General features: G+C 74.8%; 20 protein-coding genes. 4 read left to right on the top strand and 16 right to left on the bottom strand.

Going from position 1 to position 22,429, the window contains the following annotated elements:
* Positions 1-30 precede the first annotated feature (30 nt).
* Positions 31-3,075 (bottom strand): AAA family ATPase, encoded by a 3,045-nt coding sequence (locus NR072_RS04690; protein ID WP_119217399.1) that lies wholly within the window; start codon positions 3,073-3,075, stop codon positions 31-33.
* Entirely contained in the window at positions 3,072-4,295 is a 1,224-nt protein-coding gene (locus NR072_RS04685; protein WP_069941941.1) for an exonuclease SbcCD subunit D, read from the bottom strand. Before NR072_RS04685 ends, NR072_RS04690 begins: the two co-directional genes overlap by 4 nt.
* Before the next feature lie 66 nt (positions 4,296-4,361).
* Between NR072_RS04685 and NR072_RS04680 the strand changes: the two genes are divergently transcribed.
* A complete protein-coding gene (locus NR072_RS04680; protein ID WP_134416605.1) occupies positions 4,362-5,516 on the top strand; it encodes an ADP-ribosylglycohydrolase family protein in 1,155 nt (384 codons plus the stop codon).
* A gap of 5 nt (positions 5,517-5,521) precedes the next feature.
* Here NR072_RS04680 and NR072_RS04675 read toward each other — a convergent pair whose 3' ends face one another.
* The 7 genes from NR072_RS04675 to clpS are packed head-to-tail and all read right to left on the bottom strand — an operon-like array spanning position 5,522 to position 11,016.
* On the bottom strand, positions 5,522-6,667 hold the full coding sequence (locus NR072_RS04675) for an exonuclease domain-containing protein (RefSeq protein ID WP_069941943.1): 1,146 nt from the start codon (positions 6,665-6,667) through the stop codon (positions 5,522-5,524).
* A complete protein-coding gene (locus NR072_RS04670; protein WP_044659188.1) occupies positions 6,664-7,353 on the bottom strand; it encodes a non-canonical purine NTP pyrophosphatase in 690 nt (229 codons plus the stop codon). Before NR072_RS04670 ends, NR072_RS04675 begins: the two co-directional genes overlap by 4 nt.
* A complete protein-coding gene (gene rph, locus NR072_RS04665; protein ID WP_036382145.1) occupies positions 7,350-8,114 on the bottom strand; it encodes a ribonuclease PH in 765 nt (254 codons plus the stop codon). The genes NR072_RS04670 and rph overlap by 4 nt, the downstream gene beginning before the upstream one ends.
* A gap of 22 nt (positions 8,115-8,136) precedes the next feature.
* Positions 8,137-8,952, bottom strand: coding sequence for an MBL fold metallo-hydrolase (locus tag NR072_RS04660; protein ID WP_119217400.1), 816 nt, complete (start codon positions 8,950-8,952; stop codon positions 8,137-8,139).
* Positions 8,949-9,881: a glutamate racemase gene (murI, locus tag NR072_RS04655; RefSeq protein ID WP_041103213.1), complete on the bottom strand. Its 933-nt coding sequence runs from the start codon at positions 9,879-9,881 to the stop codon at positions 8,949-8,951. Before murI ends, NR072_RS04660 begins: the two co-directional genes overlap by 4 nt.
* The gene (locus NR072_RS04650; protein WP_044659192.1) at positions 9,878-10,645 is read right to left on the bottom strand and encodes a DUF2017 family protein; all 768 of its coding nucleotides are present in this window, start codon (positions 10,643-10,645) and stop codon (positions 9,878-9,880) included. Before NR072_RS04650 ends, murI begins: the two co-directional genes overlap by 4 nt.
* 8 nt (positions 10,646-10,653) lie before the next feature.
* A complete protein-coding gene (clpS, locus tag NR072_RS04645; RefSeq protein ID WP_002857236.1) occupies positions 10,654-11,016 on the bottom strand; it encodes an ATP-dependent Clp protease adapter ClpS in 363 nt (120 codons plus the stop codon).
* 64 nt (positions 11,017-11,080) lie between these two features.
* On the opposite strand from clpS, the gene NR072_RS04640 reads away from it, so the two are divergent.
* The 3 genes from NR072_RS04640 to NR072_RS04630 all read left to right on the top strand — a co-directional run bounded on the left by NR072_RS04640 (position 11,081) and on the right by NR072_RS04630 (position 13,731).
* Entirely contained in the window at positions 11,081-12,433 is a 1,353-nt protein-coding gene (locus tag NR072_RS04640; protein ID WP_036313014.1) for a nicotinate phosphoribosyltransferase, read from the top strand.
* 3 nt (positions 12,434-12,436) lie between these two features.
* Complete coding sequence (locus NR072_RS04635; protein ID WP_036313018.1) at positions 12,437-13,120, top strand: isochorismatase family protein; 684 nt, start codon at positions 12,437-12,439, stop codon at positions 13,118-13,120.
* Between the two features lie 149 nt (positions 13,121-13,269).
* Complete coding sequence (locus tag NR072_RS04630; RefSeq protein WP_134416601.1) at positions 13,270-13,731, top strand: GNAT family N-acetyltransferase; 462 nt, start codon at positions 13,270-13,272, stop codon at positions 13,729-13,731.
* Between the two features lie 9 nt (positions 13,732-13,740).
* Here NR072_RS04630 and NR072_RS04625 read toward each other — a convergent pair whose 3' ends face one another.
* From NR072_RS04625 to NR072_RS04595, 7 genes are all read right to left on the bottom strand, one after another.
* Positions 13,741-15,684: a heavy metal translocating P-type ATPase gene (locus NR072_RS04625; protein ID WP_256836337.1), complete on the bottom strand. Its 1,944-nt coding sequence runs from the start codon at positions 15,682-15,684 to the stop codon at positions 13,741-13,743.
* Between the two features lie 134 nt (positions 15,685-15,818).
* Positions 15,819-16,259 (bottom strand): hypothetical protein, encoded by a 441-nt coding sequence (locus NR072_RS04620; protein WP_256836336.1) that lies wholly within the window; start codon positions 16,257-16,259, stop codon positions 15,819-15,821.
* Between the two features lie 543 nt (positions 16,260-16,802).
* Entirely contained in the window at positions 16,803-18,623 is a 1,821-nt protein-coding gene (locus NR072_RS04615; RefSeq protein ID WP_134416595.1) for a DEAD/DEAH box helicase, read from the bottom strand.
* Positions 18,616-18,954: a DUF3039 domain-containing protein gene (locus NR072_RS04610; RefSeq protein ID WP_044659196.1), complete on the bottom strand. Its 339-nt coding sequence runs from the start codon at positions 18,952-18,954 to the stop codon at positions 18,616-18,618. The genes NR072_RS04615 and NR072_RS04610 overlap by 8 nt, the downstream gene beginning before the upstream one ends.
* 23 nt (positions 18,955-18,977) lie before the next feature.
* Positions 18,978-20,579: a Tat (twin-arginine translocation) pathway signal sequence gene (locus tag NR072_RS04605; RefSeq protein WP_036313027.1), complete on the bottom strand. Its 1,602-nt coding sequence runs from the start codon at positions 20,577-20,579 to the stop codon at positions 18,978-18,980.
* Positions 20,570-21,394, bottom strand: a complete 825-nt coding sequence (locus tag NR072_RS04600; RefSeq protein WP_044659201.1) for an ABC transporter ATP-binding protein — start codon at positions 21,392-21,394, stop codon at positions 20,570-20,572. Before NR072_RS04600 ends, NR072_RS04605 begins: the two co-directional genes overlap by 10 nt.
* 64 nt (positions 21,395-21,458) lie before the next feature.
* Complete coding sequence (locus tag NR072_RS04595) at positions 21,459-22,415, bottom strand: co-chaperone YbbN (protein WP_225348405.1); 957 nt, start codon at positions 22,413-22,415, stop codon at positions 21,459-21,461.
* Positions 22,416-22,429: the final 14 nt, after the last annotated feature.

Below are 22,429 nucleotides of genomic sequence, written 5' to 3'. Positions count from 1 at the left end.
GGCCGGGGCGGCGGGGCGCACCCCCGTCGCTCAGGCGCCGTCGTGCACCGCGAGGCTCGAGCCGCGCCGGTCCTTGCGCACCTCGAGGCGCACGCCGATCTCCTGCCTCATCCGTTCGACGTGGGAGACGAGGCCCACGGTCCGGCCACCGGTCCGCAGGGTGTCCACGACGTCCAGGACGTCGTCGAGGGTGTCCGCGTCGAGCGAGCCGAAGCCCTCGTCCACGAAGAGCGTGTCCAGTTCGATGCCGCCGGCTTCGGCCTGCACGGTGTCCGCGAGCCCCAGGGCGAGGGCGAGGGAGGCCATGAAGGTCTCGCCGCCCGAGAGCGTGGCCGGGTGGCGCGTCTCGTCCACGTAGTGGTCCCGGATGACGAGTTCGAGGCCCTTGTTCCCGCGCCCGCCCACGGCGTCGGAGTACTCGATCGAATACCGCTGGTCCGTCATGGCGAGCAGACGCTCGGTGGCCGCGGCGGCGACCTCCTCGAGCCGCCCGGCGAGGACGTAGCTCGTCAGGGGCATCTTGAGCAGGTTCTCCCCGCCGCCGCGGACGAGGTCGAGCAGCCCCCGCACCCGCGTGTGCTCGGCGATGAGCCCGGCGGACCGCTCCAGGACCTCGGTCAGGGCGGCTGACTGGCGGCGCACCGTGGCGACGAGTGAATCGAGTCGCCCGACCGCCGTCGCCCGGGACGAGCTCGCGGCCTCGGCCGCGGCGAGCGCCTCGGCGGCGGCGCGGGTCTGCTCCTCGGTCGGCGGCTCGACGCCCGCCTCGGCGAGGGCGCGGCCCCGGCGGACGGGCTCGCTCGCCTCGAGCTCGGCGAGGCGGGCCCGTTCGGCGTGCCACTCCTGCACGGCGGCCGTGCGCGCGGCGGCCTCCGTCTCCTCGAGGCGGGCCGCGCGCGCCGCGTCGACGTCGTCGAAGTGCTGTTCGGCCAGCGCGGCGGTGAGCGCCTGGTCGGTCTCGTCGGCGACCGCCCGGGCGCGCGCGTCCTCGTCCTGCGCCGCAGCGAGGGCGGCCAGGACCCGGCGTGCGGCGGTGACCTGGTCGCGGCGGGCGTCGAGGGTCTCGGCGTCACCGCGGGCGGCCTCGACGGCGTCCCGCAGCTCGGTCAGCCGGGCGGCACGGTGGGCGGCGGCCTCGGCGAGCCGACCGTCCTCGGCCGCGAGCGCGGCGGCGGTCTCGTCGGCCCCGGCGAGCGTCTTCTCGGCGGCGGTCAGCCGCCGGCGGTCCGCGGCGAGGTCCTTCGCCGCCTGGTCCAGCGCGGCCCGTTCGGCCTCGGCGCGCTCGAGCGCCTCTCGCGCGGCCTCGGGTGCGAGCCCGGCGGCGGCCTCGCGCGCCGTGCGGAGGGTCTGCTCGGCGGCGCGCAGGGCGGTCTCGGCGTCGGTCGCGGCCCGGTCGGCCGCGGTCCGGGCCTGCTCGGCGTCCCGCACGTCCGCCTCGGTCACCGTGGTGTCCGCGGTGGCGGCCGGGGCCGGGTGCTCGGGCGAGCCGCACACGGCGCACGGCTCGCCGGGCACGAGCCGCTCCGCCAGTTCGGAGGCGGCCTGCTCGTACCGGGCACGCAGCAGACCGACGTGCCGTTCGGCGGCCTCGCGTCGCCGCTCCTGTGCCTCCCGGTGGGCCCGGGCCGCGGTCTCTGCCTCGACGGCGCGGGCGGCCGCGGCCTCGGCGGCCGTGCGGCGAGCGGCGGCCTCGGACACGGCGCGGTCCACGGCCTCCCGGGCGCCGAGACGCTCGGTGCCGCGTTCGACGGCCGCGCGGTGTGCCGCGACGGCCGCCTCACGCTCGGGGCGGGACTCGACCAGGGCGGCGCGGTCGCGGCCGATCTCGGCCCGACGCTCCGCCGCGGCGGCCGCCTCCTGCTCCAGCTCGCCCATCCGGGCACGGTCCTGGACGGCGCGTGCCACCGCCTCCGCGGCGCGCTCGGCCTCCCCCAGCGCCTGGCGGGAGGCGGGCGCGTCGGCGGCCCCGTCCGCCCGGGCGGCGGCGAGCCACGCCGCCGCGGTCGGCTCGTCCTCGACGTGCGCCAGGGCCTCCGTCACCGTCTCCGACGCGGTGCCGGCGGCGTCCGCCGCCGCGGTGGCCCGCTGGGCGGCCGCGAGCACCCGCCCGGCGCGCTCATGGGCGTCGACGGCGCGGCGCCGCGCCGCGGCGGTCTCGGCCTCGGCGTCGTGGTCGCGTCGACGGCTCGCCCACGCCTCGGCCGCGGCCAGGTCCCGCCCGCGGGTCTCCAGCTCACGCGCCGTCACCCGGGCCCGCTGCTCCGCGGCGCGGGCCGTGGCGAGGTCGGCCCGCGCGTCCTCGTGGGCGCGACCTGCGCGCTCGGCGGCGAGGCCGAGCAGCCGGTCGTCCGTGTCCGGTGACGGCTCCGGCGCATGCCAGTCCGGGCCGAGCGCCTCGTGGAGCGCCTCGGCCAGCTGTGCCCGCGCGGTCCGGGCCACGTCCGCGTCCACGGCCACCGCGGTGTCCAGCCGGGCCGTCTCGACGCGCAGGTGCTCCTCGACGCCGTCGAAGCGCTGCGTGCCGAAGAGCCGCCGCAGCAGGACGCGGCGCTCATCCGACTTCGCGGTGAGGAACTGGGCGAACTGTCCCTGAGGCAGCAGGACCACCTGCATGAACTGCTCGGCGTCCAGGTGCAGGACGGCCGCGATCTGCTGGCCGACCTCGTCCGCCCGGGTGAGCGGCGCCGTCCATTCCCCGTCCACGCGTTCCCGCAGGGAGACCGTGGCCTGCGTGGTGACGGTGGCGCCGCCCGCCGCGCTGCGTCTCCGGCGGGGCCGCTCGTGCTTGGGCGAGCGGACCACCTCGAAGCGCCGGCCCTGCACGGTGAACTCGACCTGCACCTCGGGGATCACCGCGCCGGGCTCGCGCAGCGTGGTCACGAGCGACTCGGCCGACCGTCCGCCCGGCACGGTCCCGTAGAGGGCGAAGCACAGCGCGGCCAGCACCGTGGACTTGCCCGCGCCGGTGGGCCCGTCCAGCAGGAACAGGCCGCCCGCGTTGAGCCGGTCGAAGTCGACGTCCTGCGCCTGGGCGTAGGGCCCGAGCCCCTCCAGGCGCATCCGATGGATCCTCATGCGCGCACCTCCCCCGCGCGAGCGGCCTCGAGGGCGTCCCGCAGCAGGTCCTGCTCGGCCCCGCTGGCCGGCCGCTGCCGGACGTGGTCCACGAAACCGACCGCGAGCGCGTGGTCCGAGGGTGCCTGCCGCAGGACCTGGGCGTAGGTCCGCTCCCGGGCCCGCCTCCCGCCGGCCGGTTCGTGGCGGAAGACGAGCACGGAGGGGAACCGGGTCTTCAGGCGCTCCAGGGCCCGCTCGGGGCGTTCGTCGTCGGTGACGGTGACCTGCACCCAGCACTGCTCCGCCCACGCGAACTCCGGGGACTCCAGCAGGTCCTCGATCGGCCCGGACAGCACCGCCAGGCGCCGTCCGGCGTCCCAGTCCACGGCCTCGACGTCGGTGACGGCCCCGCCCGTGACGTGGACGAGCCAGCCGCCCTTGCGGTGGCCCGCCTCGGAGAAGGAGTACGGCAGCGGTGAGCCGGAGTACCGCACGTGCTCTGCCAGCCGCTGGCGGCCGTGCAGGTGGCCCAGGGCCGCGTAGTCGAGCCCGTCGAACACGGAGACCGGCACCTGCCCCAGCGTGCCCACCAGCATCTCGGGCGGGGCGTCCGGCTCGACGTGCTCGCCCTCGCCGATGTCCCGTTCGGACTCGGAGCCGTGGCCCCCGGCCGCGAACAGGTGGGCCAGCACGACGGCGGCCACCGGCTCCGGCGTCTCGGCGCGGCGGGCGGCCAGATCGGCGTGGACGCGGCGGACCGCCTCCGTCAGCACGGCCGTGTGGTGGGGCTCCACGCCCCAGGCCGGTCCCTGGTGGCGCGGTTCGAGGTAGGGGATGCCGTAGACGGCCACGGTCTGGCCCGCGCCGCCGTCGACCCCGGGCTCGGTGAGCAGCACGGGGCGGTCCAGCTCCGCCGCGTCCGCGCGCACGTGCACGCCCGCGGCCGCCAGGAGTCCGCCGCCGAAGCCGAGGCGCACCGCCGAGTCGTGGTTGCCGCTCGTGAGCACCACCTGGGCGCCGGCCGCGTGCAGCCGGGTGAGCGTCCGGTCCAGCAGCCGGACGGCGTCCGCCGGCGGCAGCGCGCGGTCGTACACGTCCCCGGCCAGCAGGACGGCGTCCACGCCGCGCTCCGTCACGGTCGCGACGAGGGCGTCCAGGACCTCCTCCTGGGCCTCGAGCAGCCCGGTGCCGTGGAACGACCGGCCCAGATGCCAGTCCGAGGTGTGCAGCAGGATCATGCGGCCCACTCTAGGGAGGGTGTGGACGGGATAAGCACGACGCGGTGCAGCTCGTACGATGGCGGCATGTCCGCCACCGCGCCCGAGCCCACCGCCTCCTCGTCCACGCCCCTGCCCGGCCCCGAGCACGCCGACCGGGTCCTGGCCCTCCTCGCGGCCGGTGCCGCCGGGGACGCGCTGGGCGGCGTCGTCGAGTTCACCCCCGCGTCGGGGATCGCGGCGGTGCACGGCCCCGCCGGCGTCACCGACGCCGCGGACCTGCTCGCCCAGGAGGGCGCCCACGCCCTGCCGATCACCGACGACACGCAGCTGACGCTGTACGTGCTCGACGGCCTGCTCGAGTGGATCGAGTGGCAGAACGACGGCGTCCCGGCCGATCCTGCGGCGTGCGTGTGGCTCGCGTGCCTGCGCTGGTTCGCCACGCAGGACGGCGCGCTGCCCGAGGGCGCTCCCCCGGCCCCGCCCCGCTGGATCGACGCGCACGCGGAGCTGAAGGTGCGCCGCGCGCCGGGCACCGCGTGCCTGACCGGGCTCGCCGAACCGGGGATGGGCCTGCCGGGCGACCCGCACAACCCGGGTTCGAAGGGCTGCGGGACGGTCATGCGCTCGGCCCCGTACGGGATGGTGCCGGGGCTCGAGGACCCGCACGTCGTGTCCCTCGCCCGCCAGGGGGCCGTCCTCACGCACGGCCACCCCACCGCGTGGGTCGCGGCGGGCGCGTACGCCCTCGTCATCGCGGCCCTGCTGCGCGGCCTGGACCTGGCCGCCGCGGTCGCGCACGCCCGCGCGTGGCTCGACGGCCTGGGCGAGGAGGCCGCGGAGACCCGCGCCGCCGTGACCGCGGCGGTCGACCTGGCCGGCACCGTCGACGCCGACCCCGGCGCCCCCGGCGCCCTCCCCACCGCGCTCGGCGAGGGCTGGGTCGCGGAGGAGGCCCTGGCGATCGCGCTGTATGCCGCGCTCACCGCGCAGGCGGTGCACCCGGCCGATCCGGCGGCGGCGCTCGCCCTGGCGCTGCGGATCGGCGTGAACCACGACGGCGACTCCGACTCCACGGCCTCGCTGGCCGGGCAGGTGCTCGGCGTGGCGCACGGCACCGCCGTGTTCGGTGCGCACGACCCCGCGGACCGCGCCGCGGCCGAGGCCTCCGTCCCGGGGTGGGTCGCCGAGCGCGAGGTCGTCCTGGAGGCCGCCCGGCGCTGGAGCGCCGCGACCACCTGAGTGGTTCAGCGCGCGGCGTCCGGCCAGTTCCCGTCGAGCATCTGCAGGAACTCCCCCTCGGAGACCAGGGCGATGGCCTGCCCACGGTCCCGCCGGCGCAGGGCGTCCCGCGTCTTGCGGTGCGCCAGCGCCGTGGTCACGGCCTGCGGTGCCCCGTCCTCGGCGCGCGGGCGGTGCAGGTCCGCGGCCTCGAAGCCGTCCCCCACGACGAGCATCGTGGTGGCCGCGCCCACCCGGTTCGCGGTCTGCGCGCCGTGCGCGGCCGCGCGCGTCTTGGCACTCTGACGCGACATGCCGATGCCGCCCGTGAACACCACGGTCTGGCCGAACAGGGGGTGGCCCGGGTCGGCGGCCGGGTTCGGGAGCGGATTGACGCCCTCGTCCGGCCAGCGCATGAAGTCGGGCATGGCGCGTTCGTCCCGCAGCGGGACCCGCGCGTCGAAGACGCCCTCGGTACGCCGGGCCTGGCGGGTGGCCTTCGACTCGGCGCCCGATCCCGCCGCCCGGGGGGCGAGGACGCTGACGCTCAGCCCCTGGGCCCGCATCAGGCGGTCGACGCCGCGGCCGGCCGGCGCGTCGGTCAGCCCGGGCAGAATCTCCGCGTCGGCCGGCGGCGCCCCCAGCACGCGCCGGCCGATGTCCACGAGGATGGCCGCGCAGGCCTCGGCGTCGGCCAGTGCGTCGTGGTGGCGCCCCGGGGTGAACCCGGCCTCGCGCGCCGCGGAGGGCAGGGCGTACGAGGGCAGGTCGTAGACGCGGCGCGCCAGCACCAGGGTGCACACGAACTCCAGGCCCGGCACGTCCCGGCCGGAGACCTCGAGGCCGGACTCGATGACGCCGACGTCGAAGCCCGCGTTGTGCGCCGCGAGCACGTCCGTCCCCACGAAGTCCGCGAGCTCGTCGTACACCTGCGCGAACCGGGGGGCGTCCAGGACGCGGTCCTCGGTGATGCCGTGGATGCGCACGTTGCGGGGATCGAACCGGTCGAAGCCGACGGGCGGACGGATCAGCCACTCGGCACGGTCCACCATGACCCCGTCCCGCACCCGGACGGCGCCCACGGCGCACGGGGAGCCGCGGAAGCCGTTGGCGGTCTCGAAGTCGATCGCGGTGAAGTCCAGCCCCGGCACGGGGACGCGCCCGCCGCTCACGGGCGCGCGTCGAGCGCGTCCACCAGGTAGGGCAGCAGGGCGCGGAAGGCGTGCCCCCGGTGGCTGATCGCGTTCTTGTCCTCGGGGCTCAGCTGCGCGGTGGACACGTCCCGGCCCTCGGGCCGCAGGATCGGGTCGTAGCCGAAGCCGCCGTCCCCCACGGGCTCGCGCAGCAGCGTGCCGGGCAGGCGGCCGTGCTCGACGTGCTCGACGTGGATGGCCCGGGCGCCCGCGGCGTCCGGGCCGCTGGGGACCGCGAGCGCGGCGGCGCACACGAACTGGGCACCCCGATGCTCGTCCGGCACGTCGGCCAGCTGGGCCAGCAGCAGCTCGAGGTTGGCACGGTCGTCCCCGTGGCGCCCGGCCCAGCGGGCCGAGAAGATCCCGGGGGCGCCGTGCAGCACGTCCACGGCCAGACCGGAGTCGTCCGCGACGGCGATCAGCCCGGTGTGCGCGGCCACGGCGCGGGCCTTCTTCAGCGCGTTCTGGGCGAACGTGACGCCGTCCTCGACGACGTCCGGGGCGCCCACGGCGCCCGCGTCCACCACCGCGGCCTCCACGTCGAGGCCGGGCACGGCGCCGGCGAGCAGCTGCCGCAGCTCGCGCACCTTGCCCGCGTTGTGCGTGGCGAGCACGATGCGGGCGCCCTCCGGCAGGCCCGCCGACGAGGAGGCGGGCGCGCTCACGCCCGGTCCTCCGTGGCGGCGGCCAGGGTCTCGGCCTGGATGCGGGCCAGCTCACCCGTGCCGATCAGGGCCAGGTCCAGCAGGGTGTCCAGCTCGGCGCGGGTGAACGGCGCGCCCTCGGCGGTGCCCTGCACCTCCACGAACTCCCCGGCCCCGGTGACGACCACGTTCATGTCCGTCTCCGCCTTCACGTCCTCCACGTACGGCAGGTCGAGGACGGGCACCCCGTCCACGATGCCCACGGACACCGCGGCGACGGAGTCCTTGAGGACGGCAGCGCCCTTGGCGAGGATCCCCTCGCGCCGCGCCCAGGCCACCGCCTCGGCGAGGGCGACGTAGGCGCCCGTGATGGCGGCGGTGCGGGTGCCGCCGTCGGCGTCGAGGACGTCGCAGTCCAGGACGATGGTGTTCTCCCCCAGGGCGGACAGGTCGATGACGGCGCGCAGGGACCGGCCGATCAGGCGGGAGATCTCGTGGGTGCGCCCGCCGATCCGGCCCTTGACGGACTCGCGCTGGCTGCGCTCGTTGGTGGCCCGCGGGAGCATCGCGTACTCGGCGGTGACCCAGCCGGTCCCCTCGCCCTTGAGCCAGCGCGGCACGCCCTCGGTGAAGGAGGCGGTGCACAGCACGCGGGTGTTCCCGAACTCGATCAGGGCCGAGCCCTCCGCCTGCCGGGACCAGCCCCGGGTGATGGTGATGGGGCGCAGCTCGTCGACGGCGCGGCCGTCCGGGCGGGGGGCGGTGGGGGCGGGAGAGCTCATGGCCTCCAGTCTAGGCACGCCCTCAGACGCCGTAGCTCAGCCCCGAGACGGCGACGGCCAGCGGGCCGTCGTACACCTCGCGGGCCTCCTGGACGGCGCGCTGCGGATCGTTCCACACCGGCAGGTGTGTGAGCAGCAGCTTCCGGGCCCCGGCCTGCGCCGCCGTCTCGCCGGCCCGTCGGCCGGTCAGGTGGACGCCGTCGATGCCGTCGTCCCGGCCCTCGTGGAAGGCGGCCTCGCACAGGAACACGTCCGCGTCCCGCGCGGCCTCGACGAGCCCCTCACACGCGTCGGTGTCCCCGGAGTAGGTGAGCACGCGGGTGGTGACGTCGCCGTCGTCGTCGACGCGGTCCACCTCGACCCGGATCGCGTAGGCCTCGTCGATGGGATGGCGCACGGGGACCGGGGTGAACCGGAACGGACCGAGCCGCTCGGGGCGGCCGGCGGCCCAGCACCGGAACTCGAAGTCCTGGTGCATCCCCGGCTCGGGGTCCATCCCGTACGCCTCGGCGATGCGGTCGGCGGTGCCGGCGGGTCCGTAGACGGGCAGCCGGCCGCGTCCCCAGCCGGCCGGGTTCCAGCGGATGGCCACGTGCATCCCGCACAGGTCCATGAAGTGGTCCGGGTGCAGGTGGGAGAGCAGGATGCCGTCCAGGTCCTCGAGCTCGACGTAGCGCTGCAGCACGCCGAGGGCGCCGTTGCCGAGGTCGAGCAGGATCCGCCACGTGCGCGGGGTGACGCCGTCCTCGGCCACGCCCTCGGCGGTGAGGAGGTAGCACGAGGCGGGCGAGCCCGGGCCGGGGAAGGACCCGGAGGCCCCGATGATGGTCAGCTTCACGTCACACCCTCCTGCTCGGGGCCCGGCCGGACGGAGGCCGCCGAGCGCGTCGGGACCGGCGCGGCCGCGGGGCGGGGCGCGCCGATCGTCTCCAGGCGTCGCACGGACTCGACCTCGGGTCCGAGGAAGCGGCGCGCGAGGGCCTGGAAGTGGTCGGGGTCGCCGGTGGCGGCGAAGCGGTGGCGGGTGGCCTGGCCGGAGCCCGCGGCCGAGTGGGGGTGCTCGAGGCCGAGGCGGACCAGCTCCCGGTAGAGGTCCTTGGCGGTCTCCTCCGCGGAGGAGACGAGCGTGACGTCCTCCCCCATCACGAGGGAGAGCGCGCCGGTCAGCAGCGGGTAGTGGGTGCATCCCAGCACGAGGGTGTCCACGCCCGCCGCACGCAGCGGGGCCGTGTACTCCCGGGCGGTCTCCAGCAGTTCGGGGCCGGTGGTGATGCCGGCCTCCACGAACTCCACGAACCGCGGGCACGCGACCGAGGTGATCTCGAGGTGCGGGGCGGCCGAGAACGAGTCCTCGTAGGCGCGGGACCCGACGGTCGCCTCGGTGCCGATCACACCGATCCGGCCCGTGCGGGTGGCTGCCACGGCGCGGCGCACGGCGGGCTGGATCACCTCGATCACGGGGATGCCGTGGCCTCCCGTGTAGCGCTCGCGGGCGTCGCGCAGCACGGCGGCCGACGCGGAGTTGCACGCGATCACGAGCGCCTTGACGCCGCGCGCGACGAGCTCGTCCATGATCGCCAGGGCGAGGGCCCGTACCTCGGCGATGGGCCGCGGGCCGTACGGCGAGTGCTCCGTGTCGCCCACGTAGAGGATGGACTCGTGGGGCAGCTGGTCCATGATCGCCCGGGCCACGGTCAGCCCGCCCACGCCCGAGTCGAACACGCCGATCGGCGCGGCGGCGTCCACGGCGGCGCGCTGGCCGCTCACTGCTCGCCCTCCGCGTCCCCGGCGCCCGGCGCGGACTCGTCCGCGCCCTCGGGCAGCTCGCTGAGCATCTCCGTCATGAGCGTCTCCAGCAGCCACGAGGTGAAGTTGTAGAGCAGGGCCATGGTGGACTCGACGTCCTCCGCGCTGCGCCAGTCGTCCACGGCGTGCACGCGGGCGGCGTCCTCCTCGGTCTCGACGCCCAGGCGGGCCGCGAGGACGAGGCGCACGTCGTTGAGCGCGCGGCCGAAGGCCGGCGCCTGGTCGTGCGGGACCTCCACGCGCGTCGAGCGCAGCAGCTCGAGTGCCAGGCGCGCGTCCGCGAGCTTCCCCTCCGACAGGGCGTCCTCGGTCAGGGCCCGGTGGGCGCCCTGTTCGGCGGCGCCGGCCTGGGGCATCGCATCCGGCAGGAGGCGTGCGACGGCCGGGTCGGTGGGGGCCGAACGCTGCGGCTCCGGGTCCTGGCTCAGGTGCAGCCCGGAGACCAGCCCCCAGAACGCGGCGTCGGACGCGTCCAGCCCGGCCACGGGGCCCGCGTCCTGCGCGGCGGACACGGACGGCGGCGCCGCCGGGGGATCTTCGGGCGTGTCGACGCCGTCCTCGGCGGCCGGGGCCTCGGCGGGGTCCGCCTCGGCGGGGCGCACGTCCGCGCGTCGGCCCTCGAGCAGGGCGACGACGTCCCTGACCAGCCCGCGCAGCAGGCGCACCTCCGGCAGCTCCAGCTGCGCCGTGTACCCCCGCCGCGTCCAGCGGAACCGTTCTGCCATGCCCCTCCTCAGTCCTCCGCCTGCTCCAGCGTGGCCCACAGCCCGTAGCCGTGCATCGCGCCCACGTGCAGCTCGGCCTTCTCCTTGGTGCCCGTCGCCACCACGGACCGGCCCCGCTCGTGGACCTCGAGCATGAGCCGCTGCGCCTTGGCCGCGGAGTAGCCGAAGTGGGTGCGGAACACGTAGGCCACGTAGCTCATCAGGTTCACCGGGTCGTTCCACACCACCACGTTCCACGGCCGGTCCCGGGCTGTGTCCTCGTGAGGCCGCTCCAGCAGGGCGGTGTCGGTGGCGCCGGCGGGGACGGACTCACCCGGCGCCGGACGCACGGCGCGCGGCGCGGACGGATCGTGGCGGGTCAGCACGGACATGCGCCCCAGTGTACGAGGCGGGCGGGCCAGGACCGGCCCCGCCACGGTCCACTAGGGTGGGGGCGTGAGCCAGAACCCCGTGCCCAGCGCCCCGCGGACCGCCGACGACTGGCAGATCCCCACGGCGCTGATGACCGACCACTACGAGCTGACCATGCTCCAGGCCGCGCTGAAGGCCGGCACCGCGCACCGCCGCTCCCGCTTCGAGCTGTTCACCCGACGCCTGCCCAGCGGCCGCCGCTACGGCGTGGTGGCCGGCGTGGGCCGCGCGCTGGAGGGCCTGTCCCGCTTCCGGTTCGACACGCCCGAGCTCGACTTCCTCGCGGACACCACCGCCCTCGACGACGCCACGCTGGCCTGGCTGGCCGACTACGAGTTCACGGGTGACATCGTGGGCTACGCCGAGGGCGAGGCCTACTTCCCGCACTCCCCCCTCCTGCAGGTGGAGTCGACGTTCGCCGAGGCGTGCATCCTGGAGACCTACCTGCTCTCCATCTACAACTACGACTCCGCCGTGGCCTCCGCAGCCTCCCGCATGACGGCCGTCGCGGACGGCCGCCCGTGCGCCGAGATGGGCTCGCGCCGCACGCACGAGGAGTCTGCCGTGGCCGCCGCCCGCGCCGCGGCCATCGCGGGCTTCACCGCCACCTCGAACCTCGAGGCGGGCCGCCGGTACGGCATCCCGACCGTCGGCACCGCCGCCCACTCCTTCACCCTGCTGCACGACTCGGAGCGCGCCGCCTTCGAGGCCCAGGTCGCCGCGCTCGGGGCGGACACCACCCTCCTCGTGGACACGTATGACGTGGAGCAGGGCGTGCGCACCGCGGTCGAGGTTGCCGGCCCGGCCCTGCGGAACGTCCGGGTCGACTCCGGCGACCTCGTGATCCAGGCTCACCGCGTGCGCGAGCTGCTCGACGAGCTGGGCAACACCGAGACCGGGATCATGGTCACCTCGGACCTGGACGAGTACGCGATCGCCGCCCTGCGCTCCGCCCCCGTCAGCTCGTACGGCGTGGGCACGCGCCTGGTCACCGGGTCCGGCGCGCCCACCGCCTCCATGGTCTACAAGCTCGTGGCCCGCCAGGACGACGACGGCACGTGGGTGGACGTGGCCAAGGCCAGTTCCGGCAAGGCCAGCCGGGGCGGCCGCAAGGAGGCCGCGCGCCGCCGCGACCCGCGGGGCCGGGCCACCGCCGAGGTGATCGGCGTCAACCGCGGCGCCGCGCCCGACGCCGACGACCGTCCCCTGCTGCACCGTTTCGTGCACGCCGGCGAGCTGGCCGAGGGCTGGACCGGCCCCGAGGCCGTCACCCGCGCCGCCGAGCGGCACGCCGCCTCCCTGCGCGAGCTGCCCGCCTCGGTGGGCCGCCTGCAGCCGGGCGACCCCGCCATCCCGACCATCTTCCTGGAGGACTGACCCATGGAGAACCTGAACCGCGCCCTGGTGATCGTGGACGTGCAGAACGACTTCTGCGAGGGCGGCGCCCTCGGCGTGACCGGCGGCGCCGCCGTCGCGGCCGGGGTCAGCGAGCACCTGGCCGAGCACGCGGACGCCTACGCGTCCGTGGCCGCCACGCGCGACTGGCACGTCGACCCGGGCACGCACTTCGCCGCGGCCACCGGCGCCGAGCCGGATTTCCGCACCACCTGGCCGGTGCACTGCGTGGCCGGCACCGCCGGCGCCGAGCTGCATCCCGACCTGGACGCCGAGCACCTCGACGCCGAGTTCCTCAAGGGCCTGCACACGGACGCCTACTCCGGCTTCGACGGCGCCCTCGGCGAGCCCGACGCCGTCCCGACCGGGGCCGCGGGCGAGCGCCCCTCCGGGACCGTCGGCCCGTACGGGGCCACCGCCGTGGCCGCGGCCGCCGTCGAGTCCGGCGCCCCCGGCCTCGACGAGTGGCTCCGTGAGCAGGGCGTGGACGCGATCACCGTGGTGGGCATCGCCACGGACCACTGCGTGCGCGCCACCGTGCTCGACGCCCTCGACGCCGGCTACGAGGTCACCGTGCTGACCGACCTGGTGGCCGGCGTCGACGAGGCGGCCGCCCAGGCCGCGCTCCACGAGATGGAGGCCGCCGGGGCCATCCTGGCGACCTCGTGAGCGGGTTCGGCCCCGAGCGGCACCGGCGTCGCCTCTGAGGCGCCGCACGCCGAGACAGTGACGAATGTCACTCGATGCGGCATGATGGAGGCACGCGGCCCCGGCGGGCGTGCCGGAGCCGGTGCCCGACGTCGACGAGGAGAGCAGCCATGACCGACTCCCCCATCGCCGCAGACCGGGACGGCATCCGCTACCTCTCCGGGGCGATCCCGGCCGCCGACGACGTCCGCGCCCTCTACGACGCCGTGGGCTGGTCCGCCTCCACGGCGGACATGGACACGCTCATGGGCGGGCTGCAGGGCTCGGCCACCGTGGTGACCGCCTTCGACGGCGGCCGTCTGGTCGGCCTGGCCCGCGTGGTCTCCGACGGCCACACCATCGCCTACCTGCAGGACATCCTCGTGGATCCGGGGCACCAGCGCCGCGGCATCGCCTCCGAGCTGCTGCGCCGCGTTTTCGCCCGGTTCGGCCAGGTGCGTCAGCACGTGCTGCTCACGGACACCGAGGAGCGCCAGCGCGCCTTCTACGAGGCCCATGGATTCCGCGAGTCCCGTGACGTGGAGGGTGACGAGCTGCGCGCCTTCGTGCGCTTCCAGTCCCGGGACGGCTGAGCCCGGCGCTCAGGCCGACACGGCCTGCCGCTCCCCCCGGGCGGGGGCGGCGGCGAGATCGCCGAGCCGCTCGGCCTCGTGCGGGCCGGGCTTCATGGCGCGCAGCGCGTTGACGATGGCCACGACGTCCACGAGCTCCTGGAACAGCGCGCCGACCAGAGCCGGGATGGCGCCCGTGGCGGCGATGACCATCAGGACCAGGGAGAGCGCGATGCCGACCCAGATCGACTGCGTGGCCACCTGCAGGGTGCGCTGGCCGGCGGCCACGGCGACGGCGACCTTGGAGACGTCGTCGGCGAGCACCACCACGTCGGCGGACTCGGAGGCGGCGGTCGAGCCGCGGGCGCCCATGGCCACGCCCACGTCCGCGGCGGCGAGCACGGGGACGTCGTTGACGCCGTCGCCGACCATCATCACCGGGCGCTCCGGGCGCTCGGAGAGCAGGCGGACCTTGTCCGCGGGCAGCAGGTCCGCGTGGACCTCGTCGATGCCCGCCTCCCTGGCGATGTGCCGTCCGGTGGCCTCGGCGTCGCCGGTGAGCATGAGGACCTGTCGTGCGCCGAGGCGGTGGAGCGCCTGCACGGTGGCGGCGGACTCGGGGCGGATGCGGTCGGCCAGCAGCAGGACGCCGGCGAAGGCGCCGTCCACGGCCACGTAGACGGCGGACTGACCGGGGGCGAGGTCGGCGGTGACGGTGTCCGGGGCGGCCTGCGTGACGTAGGCGCGCTTGCCGACGACGACGCGCCGACCCTCGAGCACCGCCACGACCCCGTGGGTGGCCTCCTCCGTGGCATCCTGCGCGGTCGCCAGGGACAGCCCGCGCTCCTCGGCCGCCGCGCGGATGGCGTCGGCGAGCACGTGCACGGAGTACTGCTCGGCGGAGGCGGCCAGGCGCAGCAGCTCGTCCTGGGCGAAGCCGGCGGCCGGGCGCACGCCGACCAGCTCGGGGCGGCCGGCGGTGAGGGTGCCGGTCTTGTCGAAGCCCACGGTCTGCACGGAGCCGAGGGCCTCGATGGTCCCACCCGACTTCACGATCACCCCGGACGTGGCGGCGCGGGACATGCCGCCGAGGAAGGCCACCGGAGCGGCGATGAGCAGCGGACACGGCGTGGCCACCACGAGCACCTCGGCGAAGCGGACCGGGTCCTGGGACAGCCACCAGGCCAGGCCGGCGATCAGGTAGGCGACGGCGGTGAACGGCACGGCGTAGCGGTCGGCCAGGCGCACCATGGGGGCGCGGGACTCGGCCGCCTGCTGCACGAGGGAGACGATGGCCGCGTACTGCGAGTCGGCCGCGGAGGCGGTCGCCTCGAGCACGAAGGCGCGGGTGCCGTTGAGCGCGCCGGACATCACGGCCGAGCCGGTGCGGCGCGTGACGGGCAGGGACTCGCCGGTCAGGGAGGACTCGTCCAGGTCCACGGCGACCTCCCCGCCGTCCTCGGCGGAAGCCACGGTGCCGTCCACGGGAAGCACCTCGGCGGGACGCACCAGGAGCCGGTCGCCGGCACTCACCTCCTCCACCGGCACGTCCTCCACGGAGCCGTCCGGGCCCAGGCGATGCGCGCGCTGCGGGGCGCGGTCCAGCAGGGCGGACAGATCCCGCCGAGCGCGGCCGGCCGCGTAGTCCTCGAGGGCCTCCCCACCGGTGAGCATCAGGCAGACGAGCACGGCGGCGAGGTGCTCCCCCACCAGCACGGTGGCGACGATCGCGGTGACGGCGAGGATGTCCACACCCCAGTGCCCGCGCATCAGGTCCCTGACCATGCCCACCGAGGTCCACGCGGCCACCACCAGGGCATACGCCGAGGCGATCCAGCGCGCCGGATCCTCCGCCCCCGCCAGGTGCAGGCCGAGGGTGAGGGCGACGACGACCAGCGTCGCGAGCACCCACGGGTACCGCGCGGCGAAGCCGAGGACGGCGGGACGTGACGGGGACGGGGCGGACACGGGCATGGCGACTCCTGACATCGTGCCCCCATTCCAGCCCGTCCCCGTGCCGGGTGCCAGCCAGGGGAGGCGAACCTCAGACCGCCGCGTGCGGGCCTTCAGGCCAAGTCGGCGGAGCGCCTCGCTGACGGGATGGCATGTCACGCATCGCTTTCGGCAACATGCTCAACCATCTTTGCCCTCCTGAATGCAGAGTAAAATCCCCTCGCGCTATCTGCAAATGATTCATCCGAGTTCCATGAATAGATGAAATAGTCAATATCAAGGAAATCATAGACCTCAGCAATGTCGCACTCATGCGGAGTTGCGCCCACAGGCGCCAGCTGCTTAGCGCGGAACTCTATAGACGTTAGATCATCAATTGGCCGTGATGACGGCCATTGGCCGACACCAAAAGTCCCACCGCCGAAGAGTCGCCCCGCCACGCGCTCCGCCTGCCGGATCCACCGAGGCCGCTGCTGCGCTTCGGCAGCAGCAAGGGCCTTAATGAGGCAAGGGTCAATATTTTCACGCATACATATGGAATCGATTTGAGACCACGTCTTCTGTCCGATGTCCTTAATGGAGTAATCGATTTCCATTTGCACATCCGGACCGGACCGGGTGTTGAATCGCTGGAAAGATATCGCCAAAACGGAAGCGAACAGGGCTGTCCAGAGTGCAATAACAAGCTCCCTGACCGACGGAACCAGGACAGAGAAGTGCGGGTATACCAATACTGCGACACTGCAATAAATCGTTGTGACGACTACAGACGCCGAAAGATAGACAGTATTCACTGTAGACAATTGTCTCAATGCGCCCTTTGGGCTGAAAGTAGACCGAATTTCCGCCAAGGTCGAATAGGTCCAAAATACGAATGCTGACGTCCAATACGGGTCCCCTCCCGACTCCACGGCCAAGTTCAGGGCCAGGACAGTCACGGAAAACGTAGGTATTCCCCTGTATATAAGTAGATACTTTACCGAGCTTCTTCTTGGCATTAAATCAAGAGAGTCCCGAGCTGTCGCATAAACTTCGGGCCATCTAGTACCAATAGCCTGGTAAATTAGCCATAAAAATATTCCCCCTAAAGATCCGATTACGATTGACACACCCGCCCCCTAGAGTCTCGAATCTGAACCTCAGGTCCGGCCGACGAACCACCCGCGCAGGGTGCTCAGCCGCTTCTCCAGCTGCTCCCGGGAGGCCTGGGCCACGGCGGGGCCGCCGGAGATCTCCCGCAGGCGGTTGTGGATCACCCCGTGCGGCTGGCCGGACCGGGCCGCCCAGGCGGACACCGTCTTGGACAGCTCCGCGCGCAGCTCCTTCATCCGCCGGTGGTCCACGACGTCGGCGGGCTCGACCGCCTGCGCACGCGGCCGGCGCTGGATCTGCTCGGCCTGCCGCTGCCGCAGCAGGGCGGAGACCTGCTCGGCGTCCAGCAGGCCCGGGATGCCGAGGAAGTCCTGCTCCTCCTCCGAGCCGACCGCGCCGCCGAGACCGAACTCGCCGCCGTCGAAGAGCACCTTGTCGAAGCTCGCCCGGGACTCGAGGGCCTCGAACTTCTCCCGCGTCAGCGCGTCCGAGCCGCTCTCGGCCCGGTTGGCCTCCGCGATGAGGTCCTCCTCGGGGGCGTCCTCGAGGTCCTCGACGTCGACGGCGCCCTCCTTGCGGTCCAGCGCGTGGTCCCGCTCGAGCTCCATCTCGTTGGCCAGCAGCATGAGCGCGGGCACGGACGGCAGGAACACCGAGGCGGTCTCCCCACGCCGGCGGGAGCGCACGAAGCGGCCCACGGCCTGGGCGAAGAACAGGGGCGTGGACGTGGACGTGGCGTACACGCCCACGCACAGGCGGGGCACGTCCACGCCCTCGGACACCATGCGCACCGCCACCATCCACCGCTCGTCCGACGCGGCGAACTCCTCGATGCGATCCGAGGCCCCCTTGTCGTCCGAGAGGATCACGGCCGGCCGCTGGCCGGTCAGCGCCTCGAGCTGCGCGGCGTACGCGCGCGCGTCCTGGTGGTCCGTGGCGATCACGAGGCCGCCGGCGTCGGGCACGTTGCGGCGCACCTCGCTGAGCCGGCGGTCGGCCGCGCGCAGCACGGACGGGATCCACTCGCCCGCCGGGTCCAGCGCGGTGCGCCAGGCGGAGGCGGTGATGTCCTTCGTGGCGGCCTCGCCGAGCTGAGCCTCCATGACCTCGCCGGTGGAGGTCTTCCAGCGCATCTGGCCCGAGTAGGCCATGAAGATCACGGGGCGGACCACGTGGTCGCGCAGCGCCGGCCCGTAGCCGTACGTGTAGTCGGCCTTGGAGCGCTCGATGCCGTCCTGGCCGAGCTCGTAGCGGACGAAGGGGATGGAGGCGGTATCCGAGCGGAAGGGCGTGCCGGTCAGGGACAGCCGCCGCGTGGCCGGCTCGAACGCCTCACGGATGCCCTCGCCCCAGCTCAGGGCGTCGCCGCCGTGGTGGATCTCGTCCAGGATCACCAGCGTCTTGGCGGCCTCGGTGCGGTTCCGGTGCAGGACGGGCTTGTTCGCCACCTGGGCGTACGTCAGCGCCACCCCGCGGTACTCGGCGCCGTGCCGCCCGTCGGCGTTCTTGAAGTTCGGGTCGATCGCGATGCCGACGCGCGCGGCGTTGTCCGCCCACTGGCGCTTGAGGTGGTCCGTGGGCGCGACGACGGTCAGTCGCTGCACGACGCCGGAGTCCATCAGGATCTTGGCCACGCGCAGCGCGAACGTCGTCTTGCCCGCGCCGGGGGTCGCGACCGCCAGGAAGTCCTGCGGCGCGGTCTGGAGGTAGCGCTCCAGCGCCTCCTGCTGCCACTGGCGCAGCTTGGGGGCCGTCCCCCACGCCGCGCGCTCGGGCATGGCGGGGGGAAGGTCCTCGCCGATGTGGAACAGGTCGTGCTGGACGCTGCCGTCCGGGGTGCCGCTCGTCAGGGAGCGGCCGTCAGCCACGGCCGCGGCCTCCGAACCAGCCACCGCGCTTGCCGTCGCCGTCGCCGCCGTCCTGCGGCTCGCGCAGGCCCTCGTAGATCTCCTTGCACGTGGGGCACACGGGGAACTTGTTCGGGTCCCGGCCCGGCACCCACACCTTGCCGCACAGGGCGATCACGGGGGCACCGGTGACGGCGGACTCCGTGATCTTCTCCTTGCGGACGTAGTGGGCGAAGCGCTCGTGGTCGCCCGGCTCGATCTCCTGGCGCAGCTCCTCACGCTCGAGGACGGACGTGCCGCCGCCGGCGGGCGCGAAGGGGTCGTTCAGGTCGGGTTCGCCGGTCACACTCATGCGGGCCAGTCTAGCCGCGCCCCTCAGAAGGCGGCCACGGCCTGGTAGGTCTCGGCCTGCGCGCGGTCGTACCAGCGCGCCCCCAGGCGCACACCCAGCCACAGCGCGACGGCGCCCCACGCGAGCCCGAGCGCCACCGTCACCCACCCCCACACGGCGGCCCCGGTGACGAGCCGGACGACGAAGGGCACCAGGAACGGCACCGCGAGCGCCAGGCTGACCAGCATCGCGGCGCCCTGGACGAGCATCGTGCGCATGGCCGCGCCCTGCGGCGTCGCGAACGGGCTGTCCCCCGGCTTCGGAACCGGGTAGACGAAGCGGGCGGAGACGAACGCGGACAGCCCGGCGGTCGTCCCGAACAGGCCGAGGGCCAGGCCCAGCATCGGCGCCAGCAGGGACCAGTCCCCCGCCGCCGCCACCGTCGCCGTCGTCACGAGCAGGATCATCGGCACGCCCCAGCCCGCCAGGCCCAGGACCCGGCCCCAGCGGTCGTCCACGCCCCGCACGCCCGAGACGACCTGCAGGTGGAACGCCGTGTGGTCGTAGGCGATGTCCGCGGAGATCGAGTAGGCCAGGGACCAGGCGGTGATCGGCCCGAGGATCAGCAGCAGGCCCAGTCCGGGACCCCCCTCCGCGGCCATGCCCCCGGTGAACCACAGCAGGACGGCCATGAGCGGGATGATGATGAGCCCGGCCGCGTACCGCGGATCGGCCAGCCAGTAGCGCTGGGCGCGGGCCGCGATCGCGGTGCGCGGGCCCGTGGCCCGTCGGCCCAGCCAGCGCAGCGGCATCGGGTCCGCTCCCGCGGCGACGCGGCGGGACCGACCGCCGCCCACGGCCACCGGCTCCACGGTGCGGCGCACGGCCAGGTGCCACAGGGCCAGGGCGGCCAGGCACCAGGCCGCCGCCACCGCGAGGTGGAGCGCGACGGCGGCGCCGCGGCCCTCGGCGGCCGCCCACGCCGCGGCGGGGCCCGCCCCGAACGGGGTCCACGCCGCGCCGCGGGCGACCTGGGGCGCGATCGCCAGGAAGTCCTCGAACGACGCGATGGCCTGCGAGAGGGCGACGCCGCCGAGCATGAGCGGGATGAACAGCAGGACGGAGACGACGTCCCGCACCCGACGCCGGCTCGCGTAGGCGGCCAGGAGGCCGGCGAGGCCGGAGCCGATCGCCACGGCGGTCACCGCGGTCAGCGCGCCCCCGGCCAGGCCCGCCGCCAGCGCGGCCGGCCGGTCCCACCAGCTGGCCCCCAGGCCCACCAGCACGGCCAGCGTGGCGAGCCCGACCGGCGTCGTGAAGGCGCTCAGGACCAGCCCGGCGATGAGGGTGCGGGCCGGGACGGGGAAGAGCACGAAGCTGTGCGGGTCGAGGGTGGCGTCCACGCCCGTGACGAACGGCGGGATGACGAGCCAGGCGAGCACCACGACGGCGGCGGCCAGCACGGTCGTGGCGCCGCGGGCCTCGTCCGGCAGGGCGGGCAGGCCCGTGACGAGCAGCGTCACCGCCACGGCGGCCATGCCGAGCACGTACAGCGCGCCGAGCACGCTCATCACCAGGGTGAACGGGGACCGCCGCCACTGGTTCAGGGTCAGCGTCCAGCGCAGTCGGACGAGCGTCAGAGCCATGCCAGCCCCTCCGAGCCGTGGCGGCCGCCGACGAGGTCCACGAAGCGGTCCTCGAGGTCGTGCCCGTCCCGGACCTCCTCGAGCGTGCCGGCGGCCCGCAGCGTCCCGGCCGCGATCACGGCGACGTGGGTGCACATGCGCTGGACGAGGTCCATCACGTGGCTCGAGACGATCACGGTGCCGCCCCGCTCCACGTACGAGTGCAGGATGTCCCGGATGTTCGCGGCGGAGACCGGGTCCACGGCCTCGAACGGCTCGTCCAGGACGAGCAGGTCCGGGGCGTGGACCATGGCGGCCGCCAGGGACACCTTCTTGGTCATGCCGGCGGAGTAGTCGGCCACGAGCTTGCGGCCGGCGTCCTCCAGGTCCATCACCCGCAGCAGGTCCGCGGTCCGCTCGGCCACGGTGTCCGCGTCGAGGCCATGCAGCAGCCCGGCGTAGGTCATGAGCTGCGTGCCCGTGAGGCGGTCGAAGGTGCGCACGCCGTCGGCGAGCACGCCGACCCGTCGCTTGGCCTCGAGGGGCTGCTCCCACACGTCGACGCCGTGGATCCAGGCGCGGCCGTGGTCCGGGCGCAGCAGCCCGGTGGCCATCGACAGGGCCGTGGTCTTGCCCGCCCCGTTGGGCCCGACCACCCCGAAGAACGATCCGGCCGGGACGTCCAGGTCCAGCGCGTCCAGCGCCAGCTTGTCCCCGAACCGCTGGGTCAGCCCGCGCGTGACGAGGGCGAGGTCCGGATCGGGGGCGTCGGCCGCACGCCGACGGGCGGCGGCCGCCAGGTGGGCGGGGGCAGGCTCGGGCGCATGCGGAGACATGCCTGGGACCTTACCCACCGTCAGGCGGACACGGCGTCCTCCTCAGGGATGAACTGAGGGTCCCTCAGAACAGCGCTGCGGCCAGCCGACGCCGCGAGGCCTGCACACGGGGGTCGTCCGTGCCCACCACGGTGTAGAGGTCCACGAGGTGGGCGCGCGCCGTCTCCCGGTCGTCGCCGGGGTGGAGGGCGATGAACCGCACGAGCCGGGCGAAGGCGTCCTCCACGTGGCCGCCGAGCACGTCCAGGTCGGCGACGGCGAGCTGGGCGGCGACGTCGTCCGGGCCGTCCGCGGCGGCCGCGCGCACCGCCGCAGCGTCGGCGTCACGGGTGCGCAGCATGAGGCGGGCCGCGGACAGGCCCTGCTGGGCCACGGCGTCCGCGGGGCTGTCGGCCAGCGCCGCCTCCCACGCCGAGACGGCCCCGGGCAGGTCGTCGGCGGCGAGGGCCTCATGGGCGGCCCGGTGCAGCGGCGGCACGGGCGGAGCCTCCGCGGCCGCGGCGTCGGCGTCCTGGCGCGCCGGGGCGACGGGGGGCACGGTGCCGGCGACGCCGTTCTGACGGGCCACCTCGAGGATCTCCCCCATGAGCTGGCGCAGCGTCTCCTCCGGCACCTCCTGATTGACCAGCGGCACCGGCTGCCCCGCCACCACGGCCATGACCGCGGGGCCGGCCCCCAGGCCGAGCGCCTGCAGCACGGCGGGCTCCTTCGCCACGTCCAGACGCGCGAGCACGAGCCGTCCCGCCTGGGCGTCGACCGCGTCCGCGAACTGCCGGTAGAGCGCCTCGCTCGCCGCGTCCCCGGGCACGTGCAGGTGCAGCAGCACCGGCACCTGGGCGGAGAGCTGGACCAGCTGCTGCAGCAGACCCTGGTCGGCGTCCGCGATCACCCACGAGCCGCCGCCGGCGCCGGCGTCGGCCCCCGGCGCGGTCCGCCCGGCCGGGGCCGGGGTGCCGAGCGAGGACAGGTCGACGGCGCCGCGCAGGTGGGACGGGGCGTCGGAGGGGGGCTGGGCGGTCACGTCGGTCACGATCC

The sequence above is a fragment of the Micrococcus sp. Mcc89 genome (assembly GCF_024519795.1).
Classification (GTDB): domain Bacteria; phylum Actinomycetota; class Actinomycetes; order Actinomycetales; family Micrococcaceae; genus Micrococcus; species Micrococcus luteus.
The sequence above is the reverse complement of the archived record's forward strand: the minus strand, read 5'-3'. Positions and strand labels throughout refer to the sequence as shown.